The sequence below is a fragment of the Paenibacillus sp. R14(2021) genome (assembly GCF_019431355.1).
Taxonomy (GTDB): domain Bacteria; phylum Bacillota; class Bacilli; order Paenibacillales; family Paenibacillaceae; genus Paenibacillus_Z.
In genome coordinates this window covers 4,007,547-4,027,400 of record NZ_CP080269.1, presented here as the reverse complement: position 1 = coordinate 4,027,400, position 19,854 = coordinate 4,007,547, and the positions used below count along the sequence as shown (strand labels likewise).

Annotated in this window: 19 protein-coding genes, 1 pseudogene and 2 riboswitches; of the genes and pseudogenes, 1 reads left to right on the top strand and 19 read right to left on the bottom strand. The window is 53.5% G+C overall.

Annotation, left to right across the window (positions count from 1 at the left end; all coding sequences use genetic code 11):
* Positions 1 to 4 precede the first annotated feature (4 nt).
* The 6 genes from KXU80_RS18740 to pth all read right to left on the bottom strand — a co-directional run bounded on the left by KXU80_RS18740 (position 5) and on the right by pth (position 8,243).
* Positions 5 to 1,015 carry an ABC transporter substrate-binding protein gene (locus KXU80_RS18740; protein ID WP_219834716.1) on the bottom strand — a complete coding sequence of 337 codons (1,011 nt, stop codon included), beginning with the start codon at positions 1,013 to 1,015 and terminating at the stop codon, positions 5 to 7.
* 101 nt (positions 1,016 to 1,116) lie between these two features.
* Positions 1,117 to 1,248: riboswitch (guanidine-I (ykkC/yxkD leader) on the bottom strand.
* A 243-nt stretch (positions 1,249 to 1,491) separates the two neighbouring features.
* Positions 1,492 to 2,538: a lactonase family protein gene (locus KXU80_RS18735; RefSeq protein WP_219834715.1), complete on the bottom strand. Its 1,047-nt coding sequence runs from the start codon at positions 2,536 to 2,538 to the stop codon at positions 1,492 to 1,494.
* Between the two features lie 110 nt (positions 2,539 to 2,648).
* The gene (locus KXU80_RS18730) at positions 2,649 to 3,731 is read right to left on the bottom strand and encodes a peptidylprolyl isomerase (protein WP_219834714.1); all 1,083 of its coding nucleotides are present in this window, start codon (positions 3,729 to 3,731) and stop codon (positions 2,649 to 2,651) included.
* The gene (gene mfd / locus KXU80_RS18725; protein ID WP_219834713.1) at positions 3,718 to 7,245 is read right to left on the bottom strand and encodes a transcription-repair coupling factor; all 3,528 of its coding nucleotides are present in this window, start codon (positions 7,243 to 7,245) and stop codon (positions 3,718 to 3,720) included. Before mfd ends, KXU80_RS18730 begins: the two co-directional genes overlap by 14 nt.
* A 151-nt stretch (positions 7,246 to 7,396) precedes the next feature.
* Positions 7,397 to 7,627, bottom strand: a complete 231-nt coding sequence (locus KXU80_RS18720; RefSeq protein ID WP_219834712.1) for an anti-sigma-F factor Fin — start codon at positions 7,625 to 7,627, stop codon at positions 7,397 to 7,399.
* Between the two features lie 55 nt (positions 7,628 to 7,682).
* Positions 7,683 to 8,243 carry an aminoacyl-tRNA hydrolase gene (pth, locus tag KXU80_RS18715; protein ID WP_219834711.1) on the bottom strand — a complete coding sequence of 187 codons (561 nt, stop codon included), beginning with the start codon at positions 8,241 to 8,243 and terminating at the stop codon, positions 7,683 to 7,685.
* A 125-nt stretch (positions 8,244 to 8,368) separates the two neighbouring features.
* Between pth and KXU80_RS18710 the strand changes: the two genes are divergently transcribed.
* A complete protein-coding gene (locus KXU80_RS18710; RefSeq protein WP_219834710.1) occupies positions 8,369 to 8,569 on the top strand; it encodes a hypothetical protein in 201 nt (66 codons plus the stop codon).
* A gap of 41 nt (positions 8,570 to 8,610) precedes the next feature.
* On the opposite strand, the gene KXU80_RS18705 is transcribed toward KXU80_RS18710, so the two are convergent.
* The 13 genes and pseudogenes from KXU80_RS18705 to KXU80_RS18645 all read right to left on the bottom strand — a co-directional run bounded on the left by KXU80_RS18705 (position 8,611) and on the right by KXU80_RS18645 (position 19,839).
* The gene (locus KXU80_RS18705; RefSeq protein WP_219834709.1) at positions 8,611 to 9,261 is read right to left on the bottom strand and encodes a 50S ribosomal protein L25; all 651 of its coding nucleotides are present in this window, start codon (positions 9,259 to 9,261) and stop codon (positions 8,611 to 8,613) included.
* A gap of 113 nt (positions 9,262 to 9,374) precedes the next feature.
* On the bottom strand, positions 9,375 to 10,775 hold the full coding sequence (glmU, locus tag KXU80_RS18700; RefSeq protein WP_308858105.1) for a bifunctional UDP-N-acetylglucosamine diphosphorylase/glucosamine-1-phosphate N-acetyltransferase GlmU: 1,401 nt from the start codon (positions 10,773 to 10,775) through the stop codon (positions 9,375 to 9,377).
* A gap of 125 nt (positions 10,776 to 10,900) precedes the next feature.
* The gene (spoVG, locus tag KXU80_RS18695; RefSeq protein WP_018759486.1) at positions 10,901 to 11,185 is read right to left on the bottom strand and encodes a septation regulator SpoVG; all 285 of its coding nucleotides are present in this window, start codon (positions 11,183 to 11,185) and stop codon (positions 10,901 to 10,903) included.
* A 129-nt stretch (positions 11,186 to 11,314) separates the two neighbouring features.
* On the bottom strand, positions 11,315 to 11,707 hold the full coding sequence (locus KXU80_RS18690) for a RidA family protein (protein WP_219834708.1): 393 nt from the start codon (positions 11,705 to 11,707) through the stop codon (positions 11,315 to 11,317).
* Positions 11,708 to 11,723: 16 nt separating this feature from the next.
* On the bottom strand, positions 11,724 to 12,566 hold the full coding sequence (gene purR, locus KXU80_RS18685; RefSeq protein ID WP_219834707.1) for a pur operon repressor: 843 nt from the start codon (positions 12,564 to 12,566) through the stop codon (positions 11,724 to 11,726).
* Positions 12,567 to 12,648: 82 nt separating this feature from the next.
* Positions 12,649 to 13,503 carry a 4-(cytidine 5'-diphospho)-2-C-methyl-D-erythritol kinase gene (ispE, locus tag KXU80_RS18680; protein ID WP_219834706.1) on the bottom strand — a complete coding sequence of 285 codons (855 nt, stop codon included), beginning with the start codon at positions 13,501 to 13,503 and terminating at the stop codon, positions 12,649 to 12,651.
* A 343-nt stretch (positions 13,504 to 13,846) separates the two neighbouring features.
* Positions 13,847 to 14,020, bottom strand: a pseudogene (locus tag KXU80_RS18675) (small, acid-soluble spore protein, alpha/beta type); the annotation flags it as partial.
* A 208-nt stretch (positions 14,021 to 14,228) separates the two neighbouring features.
* Complete coding sequence (gene veg / locus KXU80_RS18670) at positions 14,229 to 14,501, bottom strand: biofilm formation stimulator Veg (RefSeq protein ID WP_219834705.1); 273 nt, start codon at positions 14,499 to 14,501, stop codon at positions 14,229 to 14,231.
* A gap of 151 nt (positions 14,502 to 14,652) precedes the next feature.
* Positions 14,653 to 15,528, bottom strand: a complete 876-nt coding sequence (gene yabG, locus KXU80_RS18665; RefSeq protein WP_219834704.1) for a sporulation peptidase YabG — start codon at positions 15,526 to 15,528, stop codon at positions 14,653 to 14,655.
* An 81-nt stretch (positions 15,529 to 15,609) separates the two neighbouring features.
* Positions 15,610 to 16,506 (bottom strand): 16S rRNA (adenine(1518)-N(6)/adenine(1519)-N(6))-dimethyltransferase RsmA, encoded by an 897-nt coding sequence (rsmA, locus tag KXU80_RS18660; RefSeq protein WP_219834703.1) that lies wholly within the window; start codon positions 16,504 to 16,506, stop codon positions 15,610 to 15,612.
* Positions 16,503 to 17,063, bottom strand: a complete 561-nt coding sequence (gene rnmV / locus KXU80_RS18655) for a ribonuclease M5 (protein ID WP_219834702.1) — start codon at positions 17,061 to 17,063, stop codon at positions 16,503 to 16,505. Before rnmV ends, rsmA begins: the two co-directional genes overlap by 4 nt.
* 241 nt (positions 17,064 to 17,304) lie before the next feature.
* On the bottom strand, positions 17,305 to 18,441 hold the full coding sequence (locus KXU80_RS18650) for a resuscitation-promoting factor (RefSeq protein ID WP_219834701.1): 1,137 nt from the start codon (positions 18,439 to 18,441) through the stop codon (positions 17,305 to 17,307).
* Between the two features lie 236 nt (positions 18,442 to 18,677).
* A riboswitch (cyclic di-AMP (ydaO/yuaA leader) is annotated at positions 18,678 to 18,886 on the bottom strand.
* A gap of 188 nt (positions 18,887 to 19,074) precedes the next feature.
* Complete coding sequence (locus tag KXU80_RS18645) at positions 19,075 to 19,839, bottom strand: TatD family hydrolase (protein WP_219834700.1); 765 nt, start codon at positions 19,837 to 19,839, stop codon at positions 19,075 to 19,077.
* Between the last annotated feature and the right edge of the window lie 15 nt (positions 19,840 to 19,854).

The following is a 19,854-nucleotide window of genomic DNA, read 5'->3' as shown; positions in this document are numbered from 1 at the left end:
CAAATCACTCCTTGGCGGCTTTTTCTACGAACTGGGGATCGAACAAGGCGTCGAAGTCTTTGATTTCATCCACCATATCCAGCTTCTTCAGGAAGTCGGCTGTTTTCTTCGCCGTATAGGACAGCGATGTGTAATCTTCCCGCTTGCCGAACGCGTTCACGTTATCCGCGGCCGTGAACAGCTTGATGCTGCCCAGACCCAGCTTGAAGTCCTCGGGCGTCGTCTCGGCCTTCTTCGCCATAATGGCAATCGCTTCATCCTGGTGGGATTGGAAGTAATCCAGCGCATCGAACCAAGCATCAACAATCTTCTGAATGTCATCCGGGCGATCCTTCACGACGCTGTCGCGGAAGACGAGCAGATCCGGAATCAGACCGGGCGTATCCTTGGAGGAGAAGAGCACCTTGCCCTTGCCTTCCTTGACGGCTTTCGTCTGGAACGGCTCCCACAGGACGGAAGCATCGGTCTTGCCGGAGATAAACGCAGGACCTGCATCGTTGACGGTCATGTTCACATAGTTAACATCCTTCTCGGTCAGGCCGTTCTTGTCGAGCGCCGTCAAGAGCAGCAGATGATCGACGGTTCCAAGCTCCGTTGCAACGGTCTTGCCCTTCAAGTCTTGAATCGATTGGATATCGGGCTTGCTGACGATGGCATCGCCGCCGAAGGAGTTGTCGTTGACGAGCACGGTCTTCAGTCCGATGCCTTTCGAAGCCGGCGCGAGCGTGTCGCTAAGCGTCTGGCTGTTCGCGTCGACCTTGCCGGTCGCAAGCGCCTGCAGGGAGTCGCTGTATACCGGAAACCATTTCAAATCGACTTTCACGCCGTGTTTATCGAAGAAGCCTTTCTCATCGACCAGGTACCAGAAAAACCAGCCCGGCCATGGGCTGAGCGCGATCGTGATCGGTTCGCCGCTCGAACCGGACGCCGCTTCCTTGGAACCCCCGCAGCCTGCAAGCACAGTAAGCATGGCAATAAGCAAAAGCAGTGTGATGGATCGTTTCATTTGTTTCATGTTCTCCCCACTCCCGTCTCTTTTTGGATGAAATCGGCGGCGCTCAGCGAAGGATGGAGTCTGCCGTTTCGTCTTGAAAAAAAGAAAAAGCCTAAGGAGAGATCTCCCAGGCTTTTGTCCTTCCGTGTTATATGGTGCTTCCGGACAACGCCTGCCTGCGAGCCTTCACGCCATACGCCGCCTCTTGGACCAGACTGATCGTTGCCGATCACGGAACCCTAGACAGCATGTTGTTCCCGTATGCGATACCGAGAACCTCTATTCATTTGTCAACCAACCTTACATTTACCTGTATTGTAAAAGCTGATCGACTATTCTGTCAACATCTATGTTAGGTTTTATTACATCAACTTCTAAATCGTTAACTAATGACGGATGACCTCGTGTCGTATTCATGCTGCACAACATGAAGCACACGTTGAAAAAAACTGGATCAGCTTCACAGCCAATCCAGTTCCCCAGTCCATCGAGTTCGTTTACACAAAAGCGATACAAACCGGTTTATACGTTTCGAACGTTTGTCCTGTCGGAGACAGCCGTCCGGATTCCTTATTAATGCGATAACCCACAATCGAGTCGCTGTCCTGATTCGCTGCGAGCAGATGCTGTCCATCGGGAGAAATCGCGAAATTCCGCGGCGTGCGGCCGCCGCTCGAAACGATCTCGACAAGCGCGAGCCGTCCTTCTTCGTCAATGCGGTACACGGCAATGCTATCATGTCCCCGATTGGACGCATACAAGAATCGGCCGTCCGCCCTGACGTGGATATCCGCGCAGGAGCTTTCGCCCGCAAACGATTCCGGCAGCGTGGAGATAACCTGCAGCAGGGACAGCTCGGCATTTACCGCTTCATAGGCGTATAGGCCTACGGTATTGTCCAACTCATTAATGACATAGAGCCTCTCGCCGGATGGGCTGAAAGCCATATGACGCGGTCCTGCTCCGGGTGCCGTCGAGGTCGAGCCTTGGCGAATCAGCTTGCGCGCCTCATGATCGATACGGTAGCTTACGAGCTCATCCGTCCCGAGATCGGCGACGAGCACATACTGGTTAGCTGCATCGATAATAGAAGAATGGGGATGCGGCGCTTCCTGCCGGTCATCCCGGGGGCCTCTTCCTTCGTGTACAATATGGTCCGCCAGCAGAAGGGATCCGTCCGTCTGCACGGCATAGAGGCTAATTGATCCGCCCGTATAGTTGGTCACTAGAATGAGCTGCTGCTCCGCATCGAGCGTAATGTGACAGGGGGAACCGCCTAAAGTCGACACTTCATGGATCAACGTCAGTTCCCCGCTGCCCGCGTCCACCGCATAGCTGAACAAACTGCCAGGCTCTGCCCCTGTTTCGCTGACGACGTAAAGCCTCGTCCCCGCGGCGTTGCTGTGTACGAAAGAAGGATGATGCATGCCCGCCAAGCCTGCTTGGCGCGTAAGACCGCCGTTTTTCACCGCGAAGCGCAGCGCCGATACGCCTTCTTGTTCCGCCCCCGCGTAGGACCCTGTATAAATGAACTGCTCTCCCATCTCTATACGCCTCCCGTATGTACTGATCTGGTCAAAACGAGCCCAGCCGATTAGGGCTGGGCTCGTTGGTGAAGAAGAACATGCTGCATCCCGGATCGGACAGCCGAGGCTTATTTACCCTCGGTTTTCTTCTCGTTCGTGGAAGCATCGTCTTTCTTGTCGGTATTCGTCGTGCCTGTGTTTGTTTTCGTGTCGCCCGCTGGCGCTTCCGCCTTCGGCAGATCGATCTTCGTAATCAGCTTCGGCAGATCCGTCGTCATGAACGCGTTCAGCTTGGCGGACGCCGCTTCCTGCTTGATTCCCGTTTTCTCGTCAGCTGTCAGCTTGTCGAACGGCGTCTCCGTGCGCTTCTCTACCTTCATAACGTGGTAACCGAACTGCGACTTAACCGGGTCGCCGATTTTGCCGATCTCCTGCTTGTTGGCTGCTTCTTTGAATTCCGCAACCCAGCCTTTGGCCGGTTGGTTCTCATAGAGACCGCCTTTGTCCTTGGAGCCGGTATCGTCGGAGTATTTCTTGGCAAGCTCTTTCCAGTCGCCGCCTGCATCCAGCTGCGCCTTCACATCCTTCGCGAGTTTAAGCGCTTCTTCGTCCTTGCGCTTCTCGGCGCCGGTTTGCGGATCGGCTGTCGCGATCAGAATATGGCGAACGGTGATGATATTATAATCGGCTTTAGTCGCCTCAAATTGTTTCTTCACGTCTTCGTCGGTTACTTTGCTCTCTTCGTCTTTCATGATGGTTGTGATCATCGTGTAGAAATAGCGGATATCCTTCTCCGTCAAACCAGCATCGGATACCTTCTTCTTCAAGGCCGCATCCGAATCGATGCCTTTACTGATTTGCGCATAGAATTCGTCGACTTGTTTCTGCGATGCGTCATCCAGCTTCTTGTCCGCCAACGGCTTGTACAAAATTTTGTAGCCGATATACTCGCGCAGGAACTGCTCCTGCAGCTGAGGGATGCTTAGGTACATCTCTGTCTGCGGTTGAACGATGCCGAAGAACGTGGAGTATTTCTTGAATTCCTGCTCGGTCACGGTGCCGTCCTTATAGGTCGCGATCGTCTTGCCGGCTCCCGCGCCCGGCGCGCCGCCCTCCTCGGTCTTCTTGCCGCAGCCTGCTGCAAGCACGATAACCAGTGCAGCGACAAGCGCGAGCAGGATCGTTCTTCTTGCGTGTCTAATGCGTAACATCCTGTAGTTCCCCTTTCGATTGAATGGTGTCTTTGTATTGCGTCAAAAACCGCTCCAGCAGTTCAAGCTTCTGCTCCACCGACAAGCCCTTGCCCCGCAGCTGTACGATCGGGTACGGCTCCTGTCCCATCGAGCGCTTGAACCGGTTTTCCAGCTGCAAGCACAGCAGGTCGACCTTCTTCGTATCGAACCTCTGCTTCTCGCGCTCCGCGAACCGCAAGGTAATATCCTCGCTCTTGCCGCTGATTTGCTCGATTCCGCAAATGGCGCCAAACACCTTGAGACGGGCAACGGACAGCAAATTATCGACCGCCTGCGGCAAATCGCCGAATCGGTCAACCAGCTCATCCCGCAGATCATCTGCCTCCTCGAAGGAACGAGCTGCGGCGACTTTCTTATAAATCTCTATCTTCTGTATGCTATCGTAAATATAGGAAGAGGGCAAGTAGGCATCAATGCTCATATCGATGACCGTGCTTACTTCCTTCTCAGGCACTGCGGCCTCGCCGCCCATTTCCGCCTTACGCCGCGCGATCTCGTCGGCTAGCATTTGCGAGTAGAGATCGAAGCCGACGGATGCAATGAACCCATGCTGCTCTGCGCCGAGCAGATTACCCGCTCCGCGGATGGACAAGTCCCGCATCGCGATCTTGAACCCGGAGCCGAGCTCCGTGAATTCCTTGATCGACTGCAGACGCTTCTCCGCCACTTCCGTCAGCACCTTATCCCGCTGATAGGTGAAATACGCATACGCGATGCGATTGGAACGGCCTACCCGGCCGCGCAGCTGGTAGAGCTGGGACAAGCCCATCTTGTCCGCATCATGCACGATGAGCGTGTTGACGTTCGGAATATCCACGCCTGTCTCAATAATGCTGGTACTGACCAGGACGTCAGATTCTCCGTCGAGAAAGTCGAGAATCGTCTTCTCCAGCTCCTGCTCGGACATCTGCCCGTGGCCAACGGCAACCCGCGCATCCGGTACGAGCGCGTGAATCTGCTCCGCCATCTGATGGATGCCCTGCACGCGGTTGTACAAGTAATACACCTGGCCGCCGCGCGCAAGCTCCCGCTCGATGGATTCGCGCACCAAGGACGGGCTGTACTCGACAACGTACGTTTGCACCGGAAACCGGTTCTCCGGCGGCGTCTCGATGACGGACAAGTCCCGCACGCCGAGCATGGACATATGCAGCGTTCTCGGAATCGGCGTCGCCGTCAGCGTCAGCACGTCGACATTCGTCTTCAGCCGCTTCAGCTTCTCCTTATGCGATACGCCGAAGCGCTGCTCCTCATCCACGATGAGCAAGCCCAAATCTTTAAAAATAATATCCTGCGAAAGCAGACGGTGCGTCCCGATGACCACATCCACCGTGCCGGCCTTCAGCCCCTTCATCGTTGCCGACTGATCCTTCTTGGAGCGGAATCGGCTCAGCACCTGCACGTTGAACGGGAAGCCCGAGAACCGCTCGCGGAACGTCTCGTAATGCTGCTGCGCCAGAATCGTAGTCGGCACCAGTATCGCGACCTGCTTGCCTTCAATCGCGGCCTTGAACGCGGCGCGGACTGCCACCTCGGTCTTGCCGTAGCCGACATCGCCGCAAAGCAGCCGGTCCATCGGACGCTCGGTCATCATATCCTGCTTGATTTCTTTAATCGCGCGAAGCTGATCTACGGTTTCGTCATAAGGGAACATGGCTTCGAAATCCTGCTGGTACGACGTATCCTGCCCGAACGCGAAGCCCGTTGTCGCCTGCCTGTCGGCATACAGCTTGATGAGCTCGTCGGCGATATCTTTGACCGACGACTGCGCCTTGCTCTTCACGCGCGTCCATTCGCTTCCGCCGAGCTTGTAAACCTTCGGCTCCTTCTCTTCGTTGCCGACGTATTTCTGTATGAGGTCGATCTGTTCGATCGGCACGGACAGCTTGTCGCCGCCGGCGTACATAATATGCATGTAGTCCTTATGGATACCGGCGATCTCAAGCGTGCCGATGCCCATGTATTTGCCGATGCCGTGGTTCTGATGAACGACGTAATCGCCGACCTTCAGCTCCGTGTAGCTCTTGATCCGCTCGGCATTATCCATCTTCTTGTCGAGGCGCCGCGCCTTTCGCTGCTTCTGCGAGAACATCTCGCCCTCGGTAATGACGACCAAATGGATGGAAGGCAGCTCAAACCCGCTCTGCAGGTTGCCTTCGATCAGAATCGGCGGCTCGATGCCGTAATCCTGCAGCACCCGGCGCATGCGATCCATCCGCTCCGCGCTGCCGGCCAGCATCATGACGGTGGCTCCTGATTTGCGCCACCGGTCCATCTCCGTCTTCAGCACGTTCATCTGGCCGTGGAAATTCTGCATCGCCCGGCTGACGACGTTAAGGATATTCTGCGGCTGCGTGTGCGGAATCTGCCGCAGGAAGAGCGATAAGAACAGCGTCGGAAATGGACGATGGAACAGCACGTCATCAGACGGACGGGCAAGCGCAAGCGACGGCAGCGCCTTGCCGCTCGTCATAAGATGTGTCGCCCACTCCGCCTCGTCCCGCTCCAGCTGGCGCCCGGTCTCGATGAGACGAGTCGGCTCGTCATAGATGAGCAGCGTATCCTTGGAGACATAATCGAATAACGTCTGCCGCTCGGGATAGAGCAGCGAAATATATTTATAGATTTCGGGAAAATAGTGATGCTCCCGCAGCTTCTCGATTTCCGAGCCGATCTCCGCGCGCAGCCGGTCCTTGGCCGTGCGGTCCGTCATTCGCTGCAGCTGCTGCTCCAAGAGCTCAGACGCATGCTGCGCCGCGTTCTCGAACCGGCGTTTGTCCGCCGTCAGCTCCTGGCAGGGCGGTACGCTGTACTGCTCCAGCTTCTCGATGGAGCGCTGGTCGGAGGAGTCGAACGTGCGGATGGAGTCGATTTCGTCATCGAACCATTCGATGCGGTACGGGTGCGGAGACGTCAGCGGGAAGAAATCGACGATGCCGCCCCTGACGCTCATTTCTCCCTTGCCTTCCACCTTATCGACCCGCTCGTATCCGAGCTCGACCATCTGCCGTAAAAACGCTTCCAAGGACAGCGTCTGTCCGACCTTCAGCTCAATGCGGGCATTAGCCATGACGCTGCTGAGCGGCAGATAACGCCGGACGCCGGAGAACGGCACGACAACAATCCCGCGAAACCCCTGCGACAGCCGGATAAGCACATCCATCCGCTGAGCCAGTGTTTCCGGGCTCGATATCGCTGCTTCCGCAGCGACCAGCTCGTTCGCGGGGTAGAGCAGCACCTCGTCCGAAGAGAGGCATTCCACCAAATCCTCGGCTATCTTCTGCGCCGCGAACATATTGTGGGTAACGACGAGCATCGGCCGGTCCAGCTCCTGCTTCATCGCAGCAATCATAACCTGCCGCGATGAGCCGGCCAGCCCCGAAATCAGCTGCTCGCGCATCCCTTTCTTAATCCCGGATACAATGGAGCCAAAATCCGTATCCGCAGCATATGCTTCCAGTAATGCTTTCAACGTTAGCGGCACCTCGTTTCTTTCCACAACCCGGCCGTCAAGCTCTTCTACTGATGACTTGCAAGCCTTTTCCACTATTTTCTCATTTCGATCATTACAAAAAGAAGCCTCAGCCGTTCGCCAAGGCTCTTCTGTCCGTAAGCCAGCTTGATTATTGCAGCGGATTCGCCACAAGCAGCAGCTCAGGATTGTTTTCTATCGCTTCGCGACAATAGTCGCAGACCACGTTGACCGTAACGTCTCCGTTCGGATTATACGCTATTATATCGCTGCGCTCCTCGGGGGTCAAGAAATGGAAACCAAGCTGCATTTCCGAGATGTGGTCGTTGTTGATGGAGCCCATCGCCGTTTTGCAGTGCCGGCAAACATAATTCACAGCCATATTTATGCCTCCTGAGTGGTTGTTATACCCTCAGTATGCCCGCGGCCGCCTAAATTTAACGGTTAAATTTGGCCATTGTACGTTCAAATGGGTTCGTGAGCGCAAACTCGGCCGCGTCGCAGCTCTCCTCGAGCATCGTCCTCAGCAGCTCGCCCTCGCTCTTCGGAAAATTCGAAAGCACATAGTCCGAGATGCTCATCCCGGGCTTCGGACGAGAGATCCCCATCCGAATCCGGTTGAACGACTGCGTGCCCGTATGCTGAATAATCGATTTGATGCCGTTTTGCCCGCCCGAGCTGCCCTGATAACGAAGCCGGATGCGGCCGGTCTCCGTATCCATATCGTCATAGACGATAATGGCGTCCTCGAGATCCGCTTTAAAATAATCCATGAAGCTGCGCACGGTCTCTCCCGAGAGGTTCATGAACGTCATGGGCTTAATGAGCACGACTTTCGTGCCGGCGACATTGCCTTCGCCGATCAGTGCTTTGCATTTGTTCTGCGTGACCGAAATTCCCCAGCGTTTAGCCAGTTCGTCCACGACCATAAATCCGACATTATGCCGCGTCCCTTGATAAGCGGGGCCGGGGTTGCCGAGTCCGACAATCCATTTCATGCTGTAAGGTCAACTCCTGCTACAAAAATATTCTTTTTGCCCATGCAACGAATCTTCATTCCGAATTGTCATATGTATAGAGGCGGCGGACTGCCGAACTTCGTATGCAAAGGGGCGTATTATCGATGTATGTTAACGGTCAGCTGATCTTCGACGATCTCCATTTCCAAGATCATCACGAATGCAACGTTCCCGTACAAGTCTATTGGGGGCAGGAGCATCATGATATCGGATTCGTCGAATACTTCAGTCCATCGTACATCAAGATGAATAATGTTTTCTACAGCCGCAAGCAATTTACCTTTGTTTCAAGGCCCGGCTACTGAAAAAAAGTAAAGGGGCTGCATCCGGCAGCCCCTCGTTCGTGTTATTCCGACGTGTGCACGCTCATCTTCGCTTCGTGCGAGCGCTGCGCGGCTTCTTCCGTTTCCTCGGCTGCCTCTGCTGCTTCTTCCTCGCTCAGTTCTTTCTGCGGCGCAAGGATCGTGACGACCACCTGCTCCGCGTCCACCCGAGTTGTTACGCCTGAAGGGAGCCGCAGGTCGCCAATAAGCAAATTCTCGCCGATGCCAAGCTGCGCCACATCCACCTCGATCGCATCCGGAATTTGATTCGGCAGGCAATGTATCTCCAGCTCATGCAGCATCGCTTGAAGAATGCCGCCTTCGCGTACGCCCTCCGCATCGCCGACCATGTCGAGCCGAACCGAAGTTTTAATTGACTCATTCATATTGACCTGGTGAAAATCGATATGGAGCACCGCGCGCGACAACGGCTCGCGCTGCACCCCTGTCAGCATGACCGGCTGCTTGCCGGCCCCCGGTATATCGAGCTCCAGCAAGGCATGCGGATGGGAACGCAGCAGGGCAAGCAGTTCCTTCTCGCTCACCGATACGGTCATCGGCTTACCCAGCTTCGTGCCATATACAACGCCTGGAATGATGCCTGACTGCCTCAATTTCCGTAAGTCGCCCTGTGTGCCTGTCGTCCGTGCCTCAGCCTGAAATGGTATCGCCATGATGGAAACCTCCTTGTACAATCAATTTCCATATATTCATACCCATTAAGGGGCCGAAATAAACGAACAAGAGGTTCCCTTGGCTGCTTGCTCGCCCATGGAACCTCAGATCATCAGCTCTTCGCTTTGCTTTCTTTCTTCGCCCTGGCGCGTCCGCGCAGCTTCTCCGCATAGCCCGGCTTGTTCACCTGACGCTCGCGGGCGATGGCCACATCATTCGCAGGCACATCTTGCGTGATGGTTGACCCTGCGACGACATAAGCGCCGTCGCCGATCTTGACCGGCGCGATCAGATTGACATTGCTGCCAACGAACGCATTGTCGCCAATCTCCGTGAGCGACTTGTTATACCCGTCGTAGTTGACCGTAATCGCACCGCAGCCGATGTTGACATCCTTGCCTACCTTCGCATCGCCGACATAGCTCAGATGAGAGACTTTGGTGCCGTCGCCGAGCTCGGCATTCTTCAGCTCCACGAAGTCGCCGATCTTGCAGCCGACGCCAAGCTTCGAGCCTGGGCGCAGGTACGCGTAAGGACCGACAGCGGACTCGTCGCCGATGATGGATTCCGCCGAGACGGCATGCTTCACCGTAACGCCGCTGCCGATCGTCGTATCCGTAATATCCGCGTTAGGACCGATGACGCAGTCCTCGCCGATCACCGTCTTGCCGCGCAGCACCGTGCCGGGATAGATGACAGTATCGGAACCGATGACCACGTCCGCTTCAATATACGTTGCAGCAGGATCGATAATTGTGACGCCGGCGATTTGATGCTTGCGCACGATGCGCGCGCGCATCAGCGCTTCCGCTTCGCCGAGACCGACACGGTCGTTTACGCCGATGCCTTCCGCGAAGTCCGGCGTGCAGTAGGCGCCGACCGTCTCGCCCGCGTTCTTGAGGATCTCCATGACATCCGTCAAATAATACTCGCCTTGGGCATTCTGGTTCGTCACCTTGCGAAGCGCCTGAAACAGCTTCTTATTATCGAAGCAGTACATGCCTGTGTTGATCTCGGTAATCGCCGCTTGCTCTGGCGTGCAGTCCTTCTGCTCCACGATGCGCAGCACGTTGCCCGCTTCGTCGCGAATGATTCGGCCAAGTCCTTGCGGGTTCGGTACGACTGCGGTCAGCACCGTTGCAGCGGAGCCCGTATCTGTATGGATCTGAAGCAGCGAACCGATTGTCTCCGATGTAACGAGCGGCGTATCGCCGTACAGAATGACGGTTGTGCCGTCTTCTCCGCCTAGCAGCGGCTCAGCCTGCTGCACCGCATGGCCGGTACCGAGCTGCTGCTCCTGAAACACGAACTCGATGCCTTCGCCAAGATACGAACGTACCATCTCGGCGCCGTGCCCAACCACGACGACCGTGCGCTGGCAAGCGGCGTCCTTCACCGTTTGAAGCACATGCTCCACCATCGACTTTCCACACACAGGATGAAGCACTTTATATAATTTGGACTTCATGCGCTTGCCCTGTCCAGCGGCAAGAATAATAGCCATAACTTTCAATATTAGTCCCCCCTAGCTTAATCTTCCAAACCTTCACATAAATGCTCTACTGAATATATCGTATCCCGGCACAAAAGAAAAGAGAGCCTCACGGCTCCCTTTTCATCTACCCCGATATCCTTAATTTAAGCGCCTTCTTCAATAACTTCTTCTTCCGTGGCAGCACGTTCGTATTCTGCGAGGACGGCAGCTTGAATCTTCTCCCGTGTCGTCGAAGAGATCGGGTGTGCGATATCGCGGAATTCTCCATCCGGCGTACGCTTGCTTGGCATTGCCACGAACATTCCATTGTTGCCGTCTATCACGCGAATATCGTGAACGACAAATTCATTGTCAATGGTAATGGAGGCGATTGCCTTCATGCGACCTTCGGAATTTACTCGGCGGAGTCTAACATCGGTAATTTGCATCTGTGTTCACCACCTTTGGCTATCAAAGACTTGGTGTATACTTCCACATTCTGATGCAAAATCCTTCATGTTTTTGGAAAAATAATGCTTAGTTTATAAATATTTTTGCTTCGTGAAGATTATCTCTTTTTATTCGACTTTTATCGCTACGATCAGCTCAATTTCGACAAGCACATCTTTGGGAAGCCGCGCCACTTCAACGGTGGAGCGTGCCGGCTTATGGTCGCCGAAATAAGAAGCGTAAATCGAATTAAGTGCTGCAAACTGATTCATGTCTTTGATGAAAACGGTTGCTTTGACCACGTCGGAAAGCGTCGCTCCTGCTTCGGCAAGTACGGCTTTCAAATTCTGAAATACCTGGTGGGTTTGTTCCTCGATGCCGCCTTCAATGAGAACGCCGTCTGCGTTCAGCGGAATTTGGCCGGAAGTGAACAACAGATTGCCAAGCTTAACAGCTTGCGAATACGGGCCGATTGCGGCAGGTGCTTTATCGGTTGCGATGATTTGCGGTTGTACGTTCATTAGGGTAAATCCTCCTCTAGTTGGTTTCCGTCTGGCCCGTGAAGTAATTGCCAGGGACAATCGTCGTTTGCTTCGTCTTGAGGTCAACGGCCGTCAGCCTTGCGAGGGACACATAGTCCTCCAGCAGCCGATCTTCCGTATCGAGCTCGCCGGACTCTACGAACACGCCGACGCCTGCGACTTTGGCATTAAATTCGAAGAGCAGGTCCATCATGCCTTGAATCGTTCCGCCTGCTTTCATGAAATCATCAATAATAAGCACTCGTGCGCCCTCTTTAAGCGCGCGCCTGGCGAGCGACATCGTTTGAATCCGCTTGTTGGAGCCGGAGACGTAATTGATGCTCACGGCGGAGCCTTCCGTCACCTTATTGTCGCGGCGGACGATGACGACCGGCAGGTTCATGCAGGAAGCAGCCGCATAAGCGAGCGGGATGCCCTTCGTCTCAACCGTCATGATGACGTCGATTTCCTTATGTGCGAAAGCGGTCGCGAACATGCGGCCGACATCCGCGAGAAGTCCCGGCAGTCCCAGCATATCTGTCATATATAAATAGCCGCCTGCAAGCACCCGTTCAGGCTGCTCCAGCTGGCGGCAGATGCCGTTCATGATGGCAAGCGCCTCCGAGGTATTCATTCTCGGCGTATACTTGACACCGCCGGCAGCACCCGCCAGCGTATGGAGCTCACCAAGTCCTTCTTCTTCAAACACTTCTTTAATAATAGCTAAATCTTCGCTTATCGATGATTTAGCTGATTGATATCGATCAGCGAAAGCTGTTAGAGAAATTAACGTATGGGGACGCGTAAGCAGGTATTGCGTCATTTCTACTAACCTTGCACTGCGTTTTAACTTCTTCAAAGCGTCCACCCCTTGCTAAATCCGAATGATATATTGACAATATACCATTTTCATACGGATCTAATCAAGGTATACGTCGGTTTCATGTCAGCATTCTTACCACATAAACTTCCTTGCAGAATCCGCGAAGCCCATTATAGATGCGCGACACCTTCGCCTCCTTGCTAACGAGGCCGAACACAGTCGGTCCGCTGCCCGACATCAGTACACCATCCGCACCAAGACGCTGCATGATTTCCTTCATTTGGAGCACTTCCGGATGCAGCTGCAGCGTGACCGTCTCCAGCACATTGCCAAGGTATGTACAGACGCCTGCGAATGAACCCTCTGCAATCGCTTCCAGCATATGCTTGGTCGATGGATGCTGCTTCAGCTCGGAAGCACGCAGCTTGCCGTAGACATCGGCAGTCGATACATTGATGGGCGGCTTCGCTAGAATAACCCAGCACTGCGGCGGATTGCCGATCCGCTCCAGCTTCTCGCCGCGCCCCCGTGCAATCGCAGTGCCGCCCGTTACACAGAACGGCACATCGGAGCCAAGCTCCGCTCCCAGCTCACAGAGCTCCTCATCCGAAATGCCAAGCCCCCATAGACGGTTCAAGCCGCGCAGCGTCGCCGCAGCGTCACTGCTTCCGCCAGCGAGGCCGGCTGCAACGGGGATATGCTTGTCCAAATGAATATAAACGCCTTTGCTCACGTTATAGCGGTCCTTGATCAGTCTTGCCGCTTGAAAAGCTAAGTTTTTCTCATCCAAGGGAATGTAGCCAGCCTGGCTCGAAATGATAATGGTATCCCGCGGCAGCTCTTCCATCTCCAGCCGATCTGCCAGATCCACCATGGTCATAATCATCTCCACCTCATGGAAGCCATCCTCGCGTTTGCGCATAACGTCTAAGAGCAAGTTAATCTTAGCCGGCGCTTTTTCATATATTTTCATGTTCGATTCACCCGTCCGTTTATCGTTAAACTGCACATATTATAACAAAAGGCCATAAGAAAAGCTAAGATGCATTGTGCGTTTGCCTGAGCAAACCCGCCATCTTAGCTGATCGAGCCTTCTATTATTGATAAAAGGGGGTTGTTTGCTGCGGAACATCCTTCATCGTCTGATGCACATAAGGCGGTACGCTGGAAGCAACTGCCGGCCTAATCGGCGGCTGCACCGCATGGGATGCCTGCGCCTGCGCTTGTGCCTGCATCGGCTGCGTTTGGGATCCATACGTGCTGCTTCGCATCGGTTGCTGCTGACTGCCGTATGCCGCTGGCTGCTGCGCCTGATACTGCTTCGCGGCGGCTTCCTCCGCCATTTGGATCGCCCGCTTCACCATATTGCCGGCATCCTTCGCTTTGATTCCGCCCCAGCCTTCACGCTGCACCGTGTCGTAGAAACCTAAATCCTTCGCCAGCTCATTCTTGAGCTGCTCGCTCATCGTACTGCGCCTTCTGCGGGACATAAGAACGACCTCCTCTTGAATCCTGTTGGTATCGTTAGTATGGTTGTTTTCCGCGTTCTCATACGCAATTCGATCAGCTGCGATGCTGGGAATGGCGTGTCCCCCATCGCTTAACGCGCATAAAAAAAATGCAAGTCATGTCAAACGCATCTCACCGCGCTTGTCATCACCTGCACCTTAAAGGCAGCCTTGTTCCGCCGTATGTGTCTTATTGTATATAGGTAATGCGTACCTGACCGTCATCGCTGTCAACCATCACTTCAACGGATTCCGTCAAAATATCGGCGTAGCTGTAGGAGACCCGCTTAAAGGCATGCTGCTCCTGATCAAGTCTGACAATGAATACAGAAGGGTAGATTTCTTCTAATACACCGGTCCGTTCAATCGTCTTTCGACGACCGCCGTTTGCACGAAGAAGTATTTTGGAGCCGACATGGGTTTCCAAACTGCGTTTGATTTCCAATAGCGCATTTTTTGCCATTGTGCACTACCACCTCTTTCCTTGTCCATTATAACCAAAGAAAGGTGGTTTGTCAAAAAATAATAATTATAACAGTGGGATTAATAAATTGTCAATATAAAAAATTCTTATTTTTTCGACCCCATGTATATTTTGTCCGGCTTACGAATGGTTATACGGTAGCCTTCACGCCGGCCAATGTTTTGGGCTTCGGCAGACCTACGCGGAACTTGCCCAGCGTCTCTATGCCCCCGACGCCGTCGATGCCGCTGATCGTGCCGTGTATGACATCCGTGAGGTTAATGGTTTCCCTTATGGACGTATAACTGGCCTTAATTGCGACATATACCGGGTCGAGCGCATGGATCAGGACGCGCCCCGGTGAGCTTGCAAAATTTGATCCGGACTGCAGTAGCGCCTCATAATGAGACTGGCATGCGCCGGCGACGACAATCAGCCCATCCCGGCTTTTCTCGTACTGCCGGGCAATGCGCACTGCATCGACGAAGTTCTGCGAGTTCTTGTAGCTCGCCAAGTTGTTCAGATCATTCTGGCTGCGGCTCTTCAGCACCCCGTCATGCCCGGTAATGACAACGATATCCGGCTGCAGCTGCGGGAGAAGCTTATAGACGGCGTCGGCCATTTGCGACTCATGGACATATAAGCCATGGGCAGGAACACGCATTTGCGTATAGAGCTGCATGCTTTTCTTCATATAATTACTGTCCCCGTCGAGATGAAGCACCTTTCCGGGCACCTCAAAGTAAGGCTGACTCTGATTCTGCGCTCGCAGCAGCTCACGCTGAATCGCCTGCTGCTCACGCTGCTCCTGCATGCGCTGCGTGGATTCATTCGCTTTCAACCGTGCCTGCCGGGCTGCTGTCGGCAGCTCTTCATCCTTCACGACCGATAAGTCCACGATTGGTGCGTCTGCAAGCAGACGATAGTCCGTGCCTTTCAGAATGGCTGTATGCTGTTCAATCGTGGCAACTCGAAATAGGACGTCCCCGCCATAGGATTTGCGGACGACCAGGTCCCCTTGCATCATGGGCAAATCACCTCTTCGTCTATCCTATGGGGAGACGCCCCTGATGGTGCGTTTCTTGGGCTTGAACTGCAGCGCCTTTGATTAGCTGGTCAAGCCCGCATCGAGCAGGGCATGGCTCAGTGCCGCGAATTCCGCAAGCGAGAGCGTCTCGCCGCGGCGGATGGGATCGATGCCGCAGCCTTCGAGTAGCGGCCCGAGCAGCTCGCGGTTAGATTTGCCGACGAATGCAGTTAGGTTATTGGCGATCGTCTTGCGCCGCTGTGCGAAGCATGCCTGCACGGTACGGAAGAAATGCGCTTCATCCCGAACGTCGACCGCCGGTTTCTCGCGCAGGGAAAGCTTGATAACGGCAGAATCGACATTCGGCTGCGGAATGAATACCGTATGAGGGACGATGCAGACAAGCTCAGGCACGCAGTAGTACTGCACAGCAACGCTTAGGCTGCCGTATTCTTTACCGCCCGGCTTTGCCGCCATCCGCTGCGCAACTTCCTTCTGAATCATTACGACGATATGCTCAAGCGGAAGCTTCTCTTCGAGCAGCTTCATTAGAATCGGCGTCGTTACGTAGTATGGCAGATTCGCAACGACACTCACGCCGGATAGACCGGCAAACTGCTTGTCCATCAGCTCCTTCAGGTCGAGCTTCAAGACATCGCCGTGCTCTACGTGTACATTCGGCGTTTCTGCAAGGACATCCTTTAGAATCGGGATAAGCCGGTTGTCGATTTCCACGGCCGTGACGCGGCCAGCCGCAGAAGCAAGCTGCTGAGTCAGCGCGCCGATGCCGGGACCGATTTCAAGCGCGCCCTTCGTTTCATCAAGTTCAGCGGCATTCACGATGTTGCGCAAAATATTTTGATCGATCAGGAAATTCTGACCGAGGCTTTTCTTAAACGTAAACCCGTACTTGGCGATGATGTCCTTCGTCCGCTTGGGTGAGGCCACATCTGCAACTGCTTTGGATCCTTCTGTCATGAATGTTCTCCTTCGCTTTCCATCGTTCTCAGTGCGCGCTGGAATTCCTCCTGCGTAATTCTGAACGTGGAGCACCTTTTATAGAACTGCTTGCCATTGGCGTATCCAATGCCGAGCAAATTGCCCATCTTAAGCCGCCGTTCCGATGCCTGTGCATGCACAAGCAATCCTGCCTGCATCAGATCGTCCATCGTCACTTCCGCAAGATTGCCGCTGCCTTCCGTGGCTTCCGTGCGCAAATTGGCCAGCGCTCTCCGAATGGCTTCGGGAGACGCATTCTCTACGCCGATATCGCCCTTATAGAGTGCCTCCTCCTGGGGAAGAAACGCATGCTTGCAGCCTGGGACGCGCTGCGCCACGATTTTGCGGATCCGCTCGCCGGCATGATCGGGGTCGGTGAATATAATAACGCCTCGACGCTGCTGCGCAAGCTCTACCCGCTTCAGCACGGCTTCGCCGATCGCTGAGCCGCCCGTTTCGATGGTTTCCGCTTCTACGGCGCGTTTAATGGCCACGGTATCGTCTTTGCCCTCAACTACAATGATTTCTTTCATCATGGAAGTTCATTCCTTCCTTTCGCACAAACATCTCGCAAGAATCGCCTAAAGCCGTCCATACAGGCGGCCCCATTCTCGTTTGATATGCCTAAGAAGTCATTATGACTTCGTCTTTGCTGAAAATCAAAAAGAAGAGGCATCGCCTCTCCTTATCATGACATATTTAGGCTTCAAATACGATATGAATCAAGTAGCACCATTATTGCTTCTCTACAGATGCTGCAAAGGATGACCGGGTTTCTTACAGAGACTCCGGCTTTTTCGGTCCCAGCACATAGACCGTATAGCCTCGTTTCAGACCGAAACGATCGGCATACGACTCGCTGTTGTAGTAGACATCGATCTTCTTGCCTTTGATCGCACTGCCCGTGTCTTCCGCACGGCGGAAGCCAATGCCTTCAATGTATACCCACCAGCCGATCGGTATGACTCTCGGATCTACGGCAATCGTCCGGCCCTCTTTCACACGCGCACCGGATGCGGTGATGCCGTACTCGGGGTGGTTGACGCCTTTGCCGGTCGAAGCTACGCCGGCGGAATAGGCGGTCAGCGTTACATTTTTCAATATTTTACTCGCACTGAACGTTATGCCCCGTTTCGTCCAAGTGCCGGATGAATTTGCGGAGAGCATCATGACATCAGGTTTCTTCGTCCCGACGGTCACGATCTTATCCACAGCTGCATCTTGATTCAGCTTCTCGACAAGCGTTTGCGAGACGAGTACACCGTCTGCAAATACAGATTCATAACGTTTGACGACCGTGCCCTGCTTGCCGTTCTGGACAAGCTTCTGCTTCCCAAGTTCCAGCTTAGGATCTTCCTTCTTCACAATGGAGAAAGGAACCGGATACGCGGTCTCCGAATATTTCTTATCGATCCTTGTGATCGTTATGACCATGTTCGGAGAAAGTCTATCCGTCAGCGTAGGCACTACTTTATCTTGACTGCGTACCGATATATTAGCCTGATCGATCGCTGCCTGTACAGTTCTCTCTGTCGTGTACAACGTTTTTGCTTTGCCGTCAGCCTTTACTATTAGCGGCACCGCTTGATCAATTACGACGCGGTCGCCGTCTTTAATACCGCCAGAGAGCGGCATCGACACTTTATCATAAGTGCCGACAGTTATGGCTTGTTCATCCAGTAGGCGTTGAAGGACCCATTGTTTGGTCGATACAATGGTTTCTCGTCCGTTCAATACTACGGAGACGTGCTTGTCAGCCGTTCCGTACAACAACACCAAAAACATGAAAGTCATAGCGATTGAGATCATGGCGCTTAAGATAATTAAACGCACATTCTCATGCTTCCATCGCAATGCGAAAGACATGCTGGATGATCGTTTCCCATGGGTGTCCTTAAGCTGGAGTTCTCCCACTTCATCGGTCCTCCTTACATAGCCCCGCCGCCTTTGTTACGCATGATACTTAGACGCGACTATAAAGTGATTAGCGTGCAAGCACGCATTTTCCAAATTCATCCTCGGTGCCACCTCCATGTTAACCCTATGTCGTCAGTTTACGCATTATTCAAACAAAAAGAAGCCCGACGACAGAGGATCTGTTTCGTGGCTTCCCATTAGACAATGGTAGCATGGATTGCATGCACGAGGTTGATCTCTCTTATTGACGCTTGCGAGGTTAGCTGTCGGATTCGGACGTGAGAGTCGCCCTATTCGCTTATGACGCGTCTTTCGAATACTGCGTCGTTTGCGAAATTCACCCCAAGAAGAATTTCATGTTCCACCGACCGCAATGATACGATCAGTTTCAACAATTGGTTCCCCCGCTCTCCGTTTTTCGGAGATTAAGCGATTATTTTGGAAAAGGAATACAAGTTTTGTTACCCTGAAATGAATCATACCTTCTAGCGCTGCACATTGTAAAGAACTGATTAATGACGATTTAACCGAATTTCAAGGAAAAATCCGAGAAAAACAAGCGATTTCTGAAGCGAAATTCAGTTTTTACACCGGATTAGTCCCAATTCCTTGCTTTCAAAACGATTTTCATCATATTCCAAAACATTTCATCGCGTTTTCCGTTGTGATTTTAGCAATTTCTTCTACAGATTTACCTGTGATTTCCGCCATCGTATTTGCTACAAGACGGACGAAAGCCGACTCATTCCGTTTTCCGCGGTGAGGGTGAGGAGCCAAATATGGCGCGTCGGTTTCGATGAGAATCCGGTCGAGCGGCACCCTCGCCATCACTTCTTTTGGTACCCTGGCATTCTGAAATGTAAGCGGTCCACCGAAGGAAATATAGAAATTCATATCGAGGCATTGCTTCGCTGTTTCCCAACTGCCGGAATAGCAATGCATCACCCCTCCGACCGCCTTCGCGTCTTCTTCTCTCAGTATTCGGACTACGTCCTCATGCGCATCGCGATTATGAATGACGATGGGTTTATCTTTCTGCTTGGCAAGCTGGATCTGCTCGCGGAATACGCGCTGCTGCACGTCCTTCGGCGACGTATCCCAATGATAATCAAGTCCGATTTCACCGATGGCGATGACCTTGGGGTGGTCGCATAAAGATGCAATCCAGTCCAAATCGCCCGGAAGCATATCAATGCTGTCTACGGGATGCCAGCCTACCGCCGCATAGATAAACGAATACTGCTCGGCGAGCGCCATCGTCGTAGGGATTGTCTCCCTGTTGAAGCCAATATTGATCAGCGTATGTACGCCCTCGGCCCGTGCCCGTTCGATAACTTCCGCACGGTCTTCGTCGAATTTATGCGAGTCTAAATGTGTATGTGTGTCGATTAACATGATAATGTCTGAAAC

What these genes read in the sequence shown, in the direction of transcription:
- KXU80_RS18740 (WP_219834716.1), bottom strand. Translation starts at nt 1,015, where the DNA reads ATGAAACAAATGAAACGATCCATCACACTGCTTTTGCTTATTGCCATG.
- KXU80_RS18735 (WP_219834715.1), bottom strand. Translation starts at nt 2,538, where the DNA reads ATGGGAGAGCAGTTCATTTATACAGGGTCCTACGCGGGGGCGGAACAA.
- KXU80_RS18730 (WP_219834714.1), bottom strand. Translation starts at nt 3,731, where the DNA reads ATGTTACGCATTAGACACGCAAGAAGAACGATCCTGCTCGCGCTTGTC.
- KXU80_RS18720 (WP_219834712.1), bottom strand. Translation starts at nt 7,627, where the DNA reads ATGGCTGTGAATTATGTTTGCCGGCACTGCAAAACGGCGATGGGCTCC.
- pth (WP_219834711.1), bottom strand. Translation starts at nt 8,243, where the DNA reads ATGAAATGGATTGTCGGACTCGGCAACCCCGGCCCCGCTTATCAAGGG.
- KXU80_RS18710 (WP_219834710.1), top strand. Translation starts at nt 8,369, where the DNA reads ATGTATGTTAACGGTCAGCTGATCTTCGACGATCTCCATTTCCAAGAT.
- KXU80_RS18705 (WP_219834709.1), bottom strand. Translation starts at nt 9,261, where the DNA reads ATGGCGATACCATTTCAGGCTGAGGCACGGACGACAGGCACACAGGGC.
- spoVG (WP_018759486.1), bottom strand. Translation starts at nt 11,185, where the DNA reads ATGCAAATTACCGATGTTAGACTCCGCCGAGTAAATTCCGAAGGTCGC.
- KXU80_RS18690 (WP_219834708.1), bottom strand. Translation starts at nt 11,707, where the DNA reads ATGAACGTACAACCGCAAATCATCGCAACCGATAAAGCACCTGCCGCA.
- ispE (WP_219834706.1), bottom strand. Translation starts at nt 13,503, where the DNA reads ATGAAAATATATGAAAAAGCGCCGGCTAAGATTAACTTGCTCTTAGAC.
- veg (WP_219834705.1), bottom strand. Translation starts at nt 14,501, where the DNA reads ATGGCAAAAAATGCGCTATTGGAAATCAAACGCAGTTTGGAAACCCAT.
- yabG (WP_219834704.1), bottom strand. Translation starts at nt 15,528, where the DNA reads ATGATGCAAGGGGACCTGGTCGTCCGCAAATCCTATGGCGGGGACGTC.
- rsmA (WP_219834703.1), bottom strand. Translation starts at nt 16,506, where the DNA reads ATGACAGAAGGATCCAAAGCAGTTGCAGATGTGGCCTCACCCAAGCGG.
- rnmV (WP_219834702.1), bottom strand. Translation starts at nt 17,063, where the DNA reads ATGATGAAAGAAATCATTGTAGTTGAGGGCAAAGACGATACCGTGGCC.
- KXU80_RS18645 (WP_219834700.1), bottom strand. Translation starts at nt 19,839, where the DNA reads ATGTTAATCGACACACATACACATTTAGACTCGCATAAATTCGACGAA.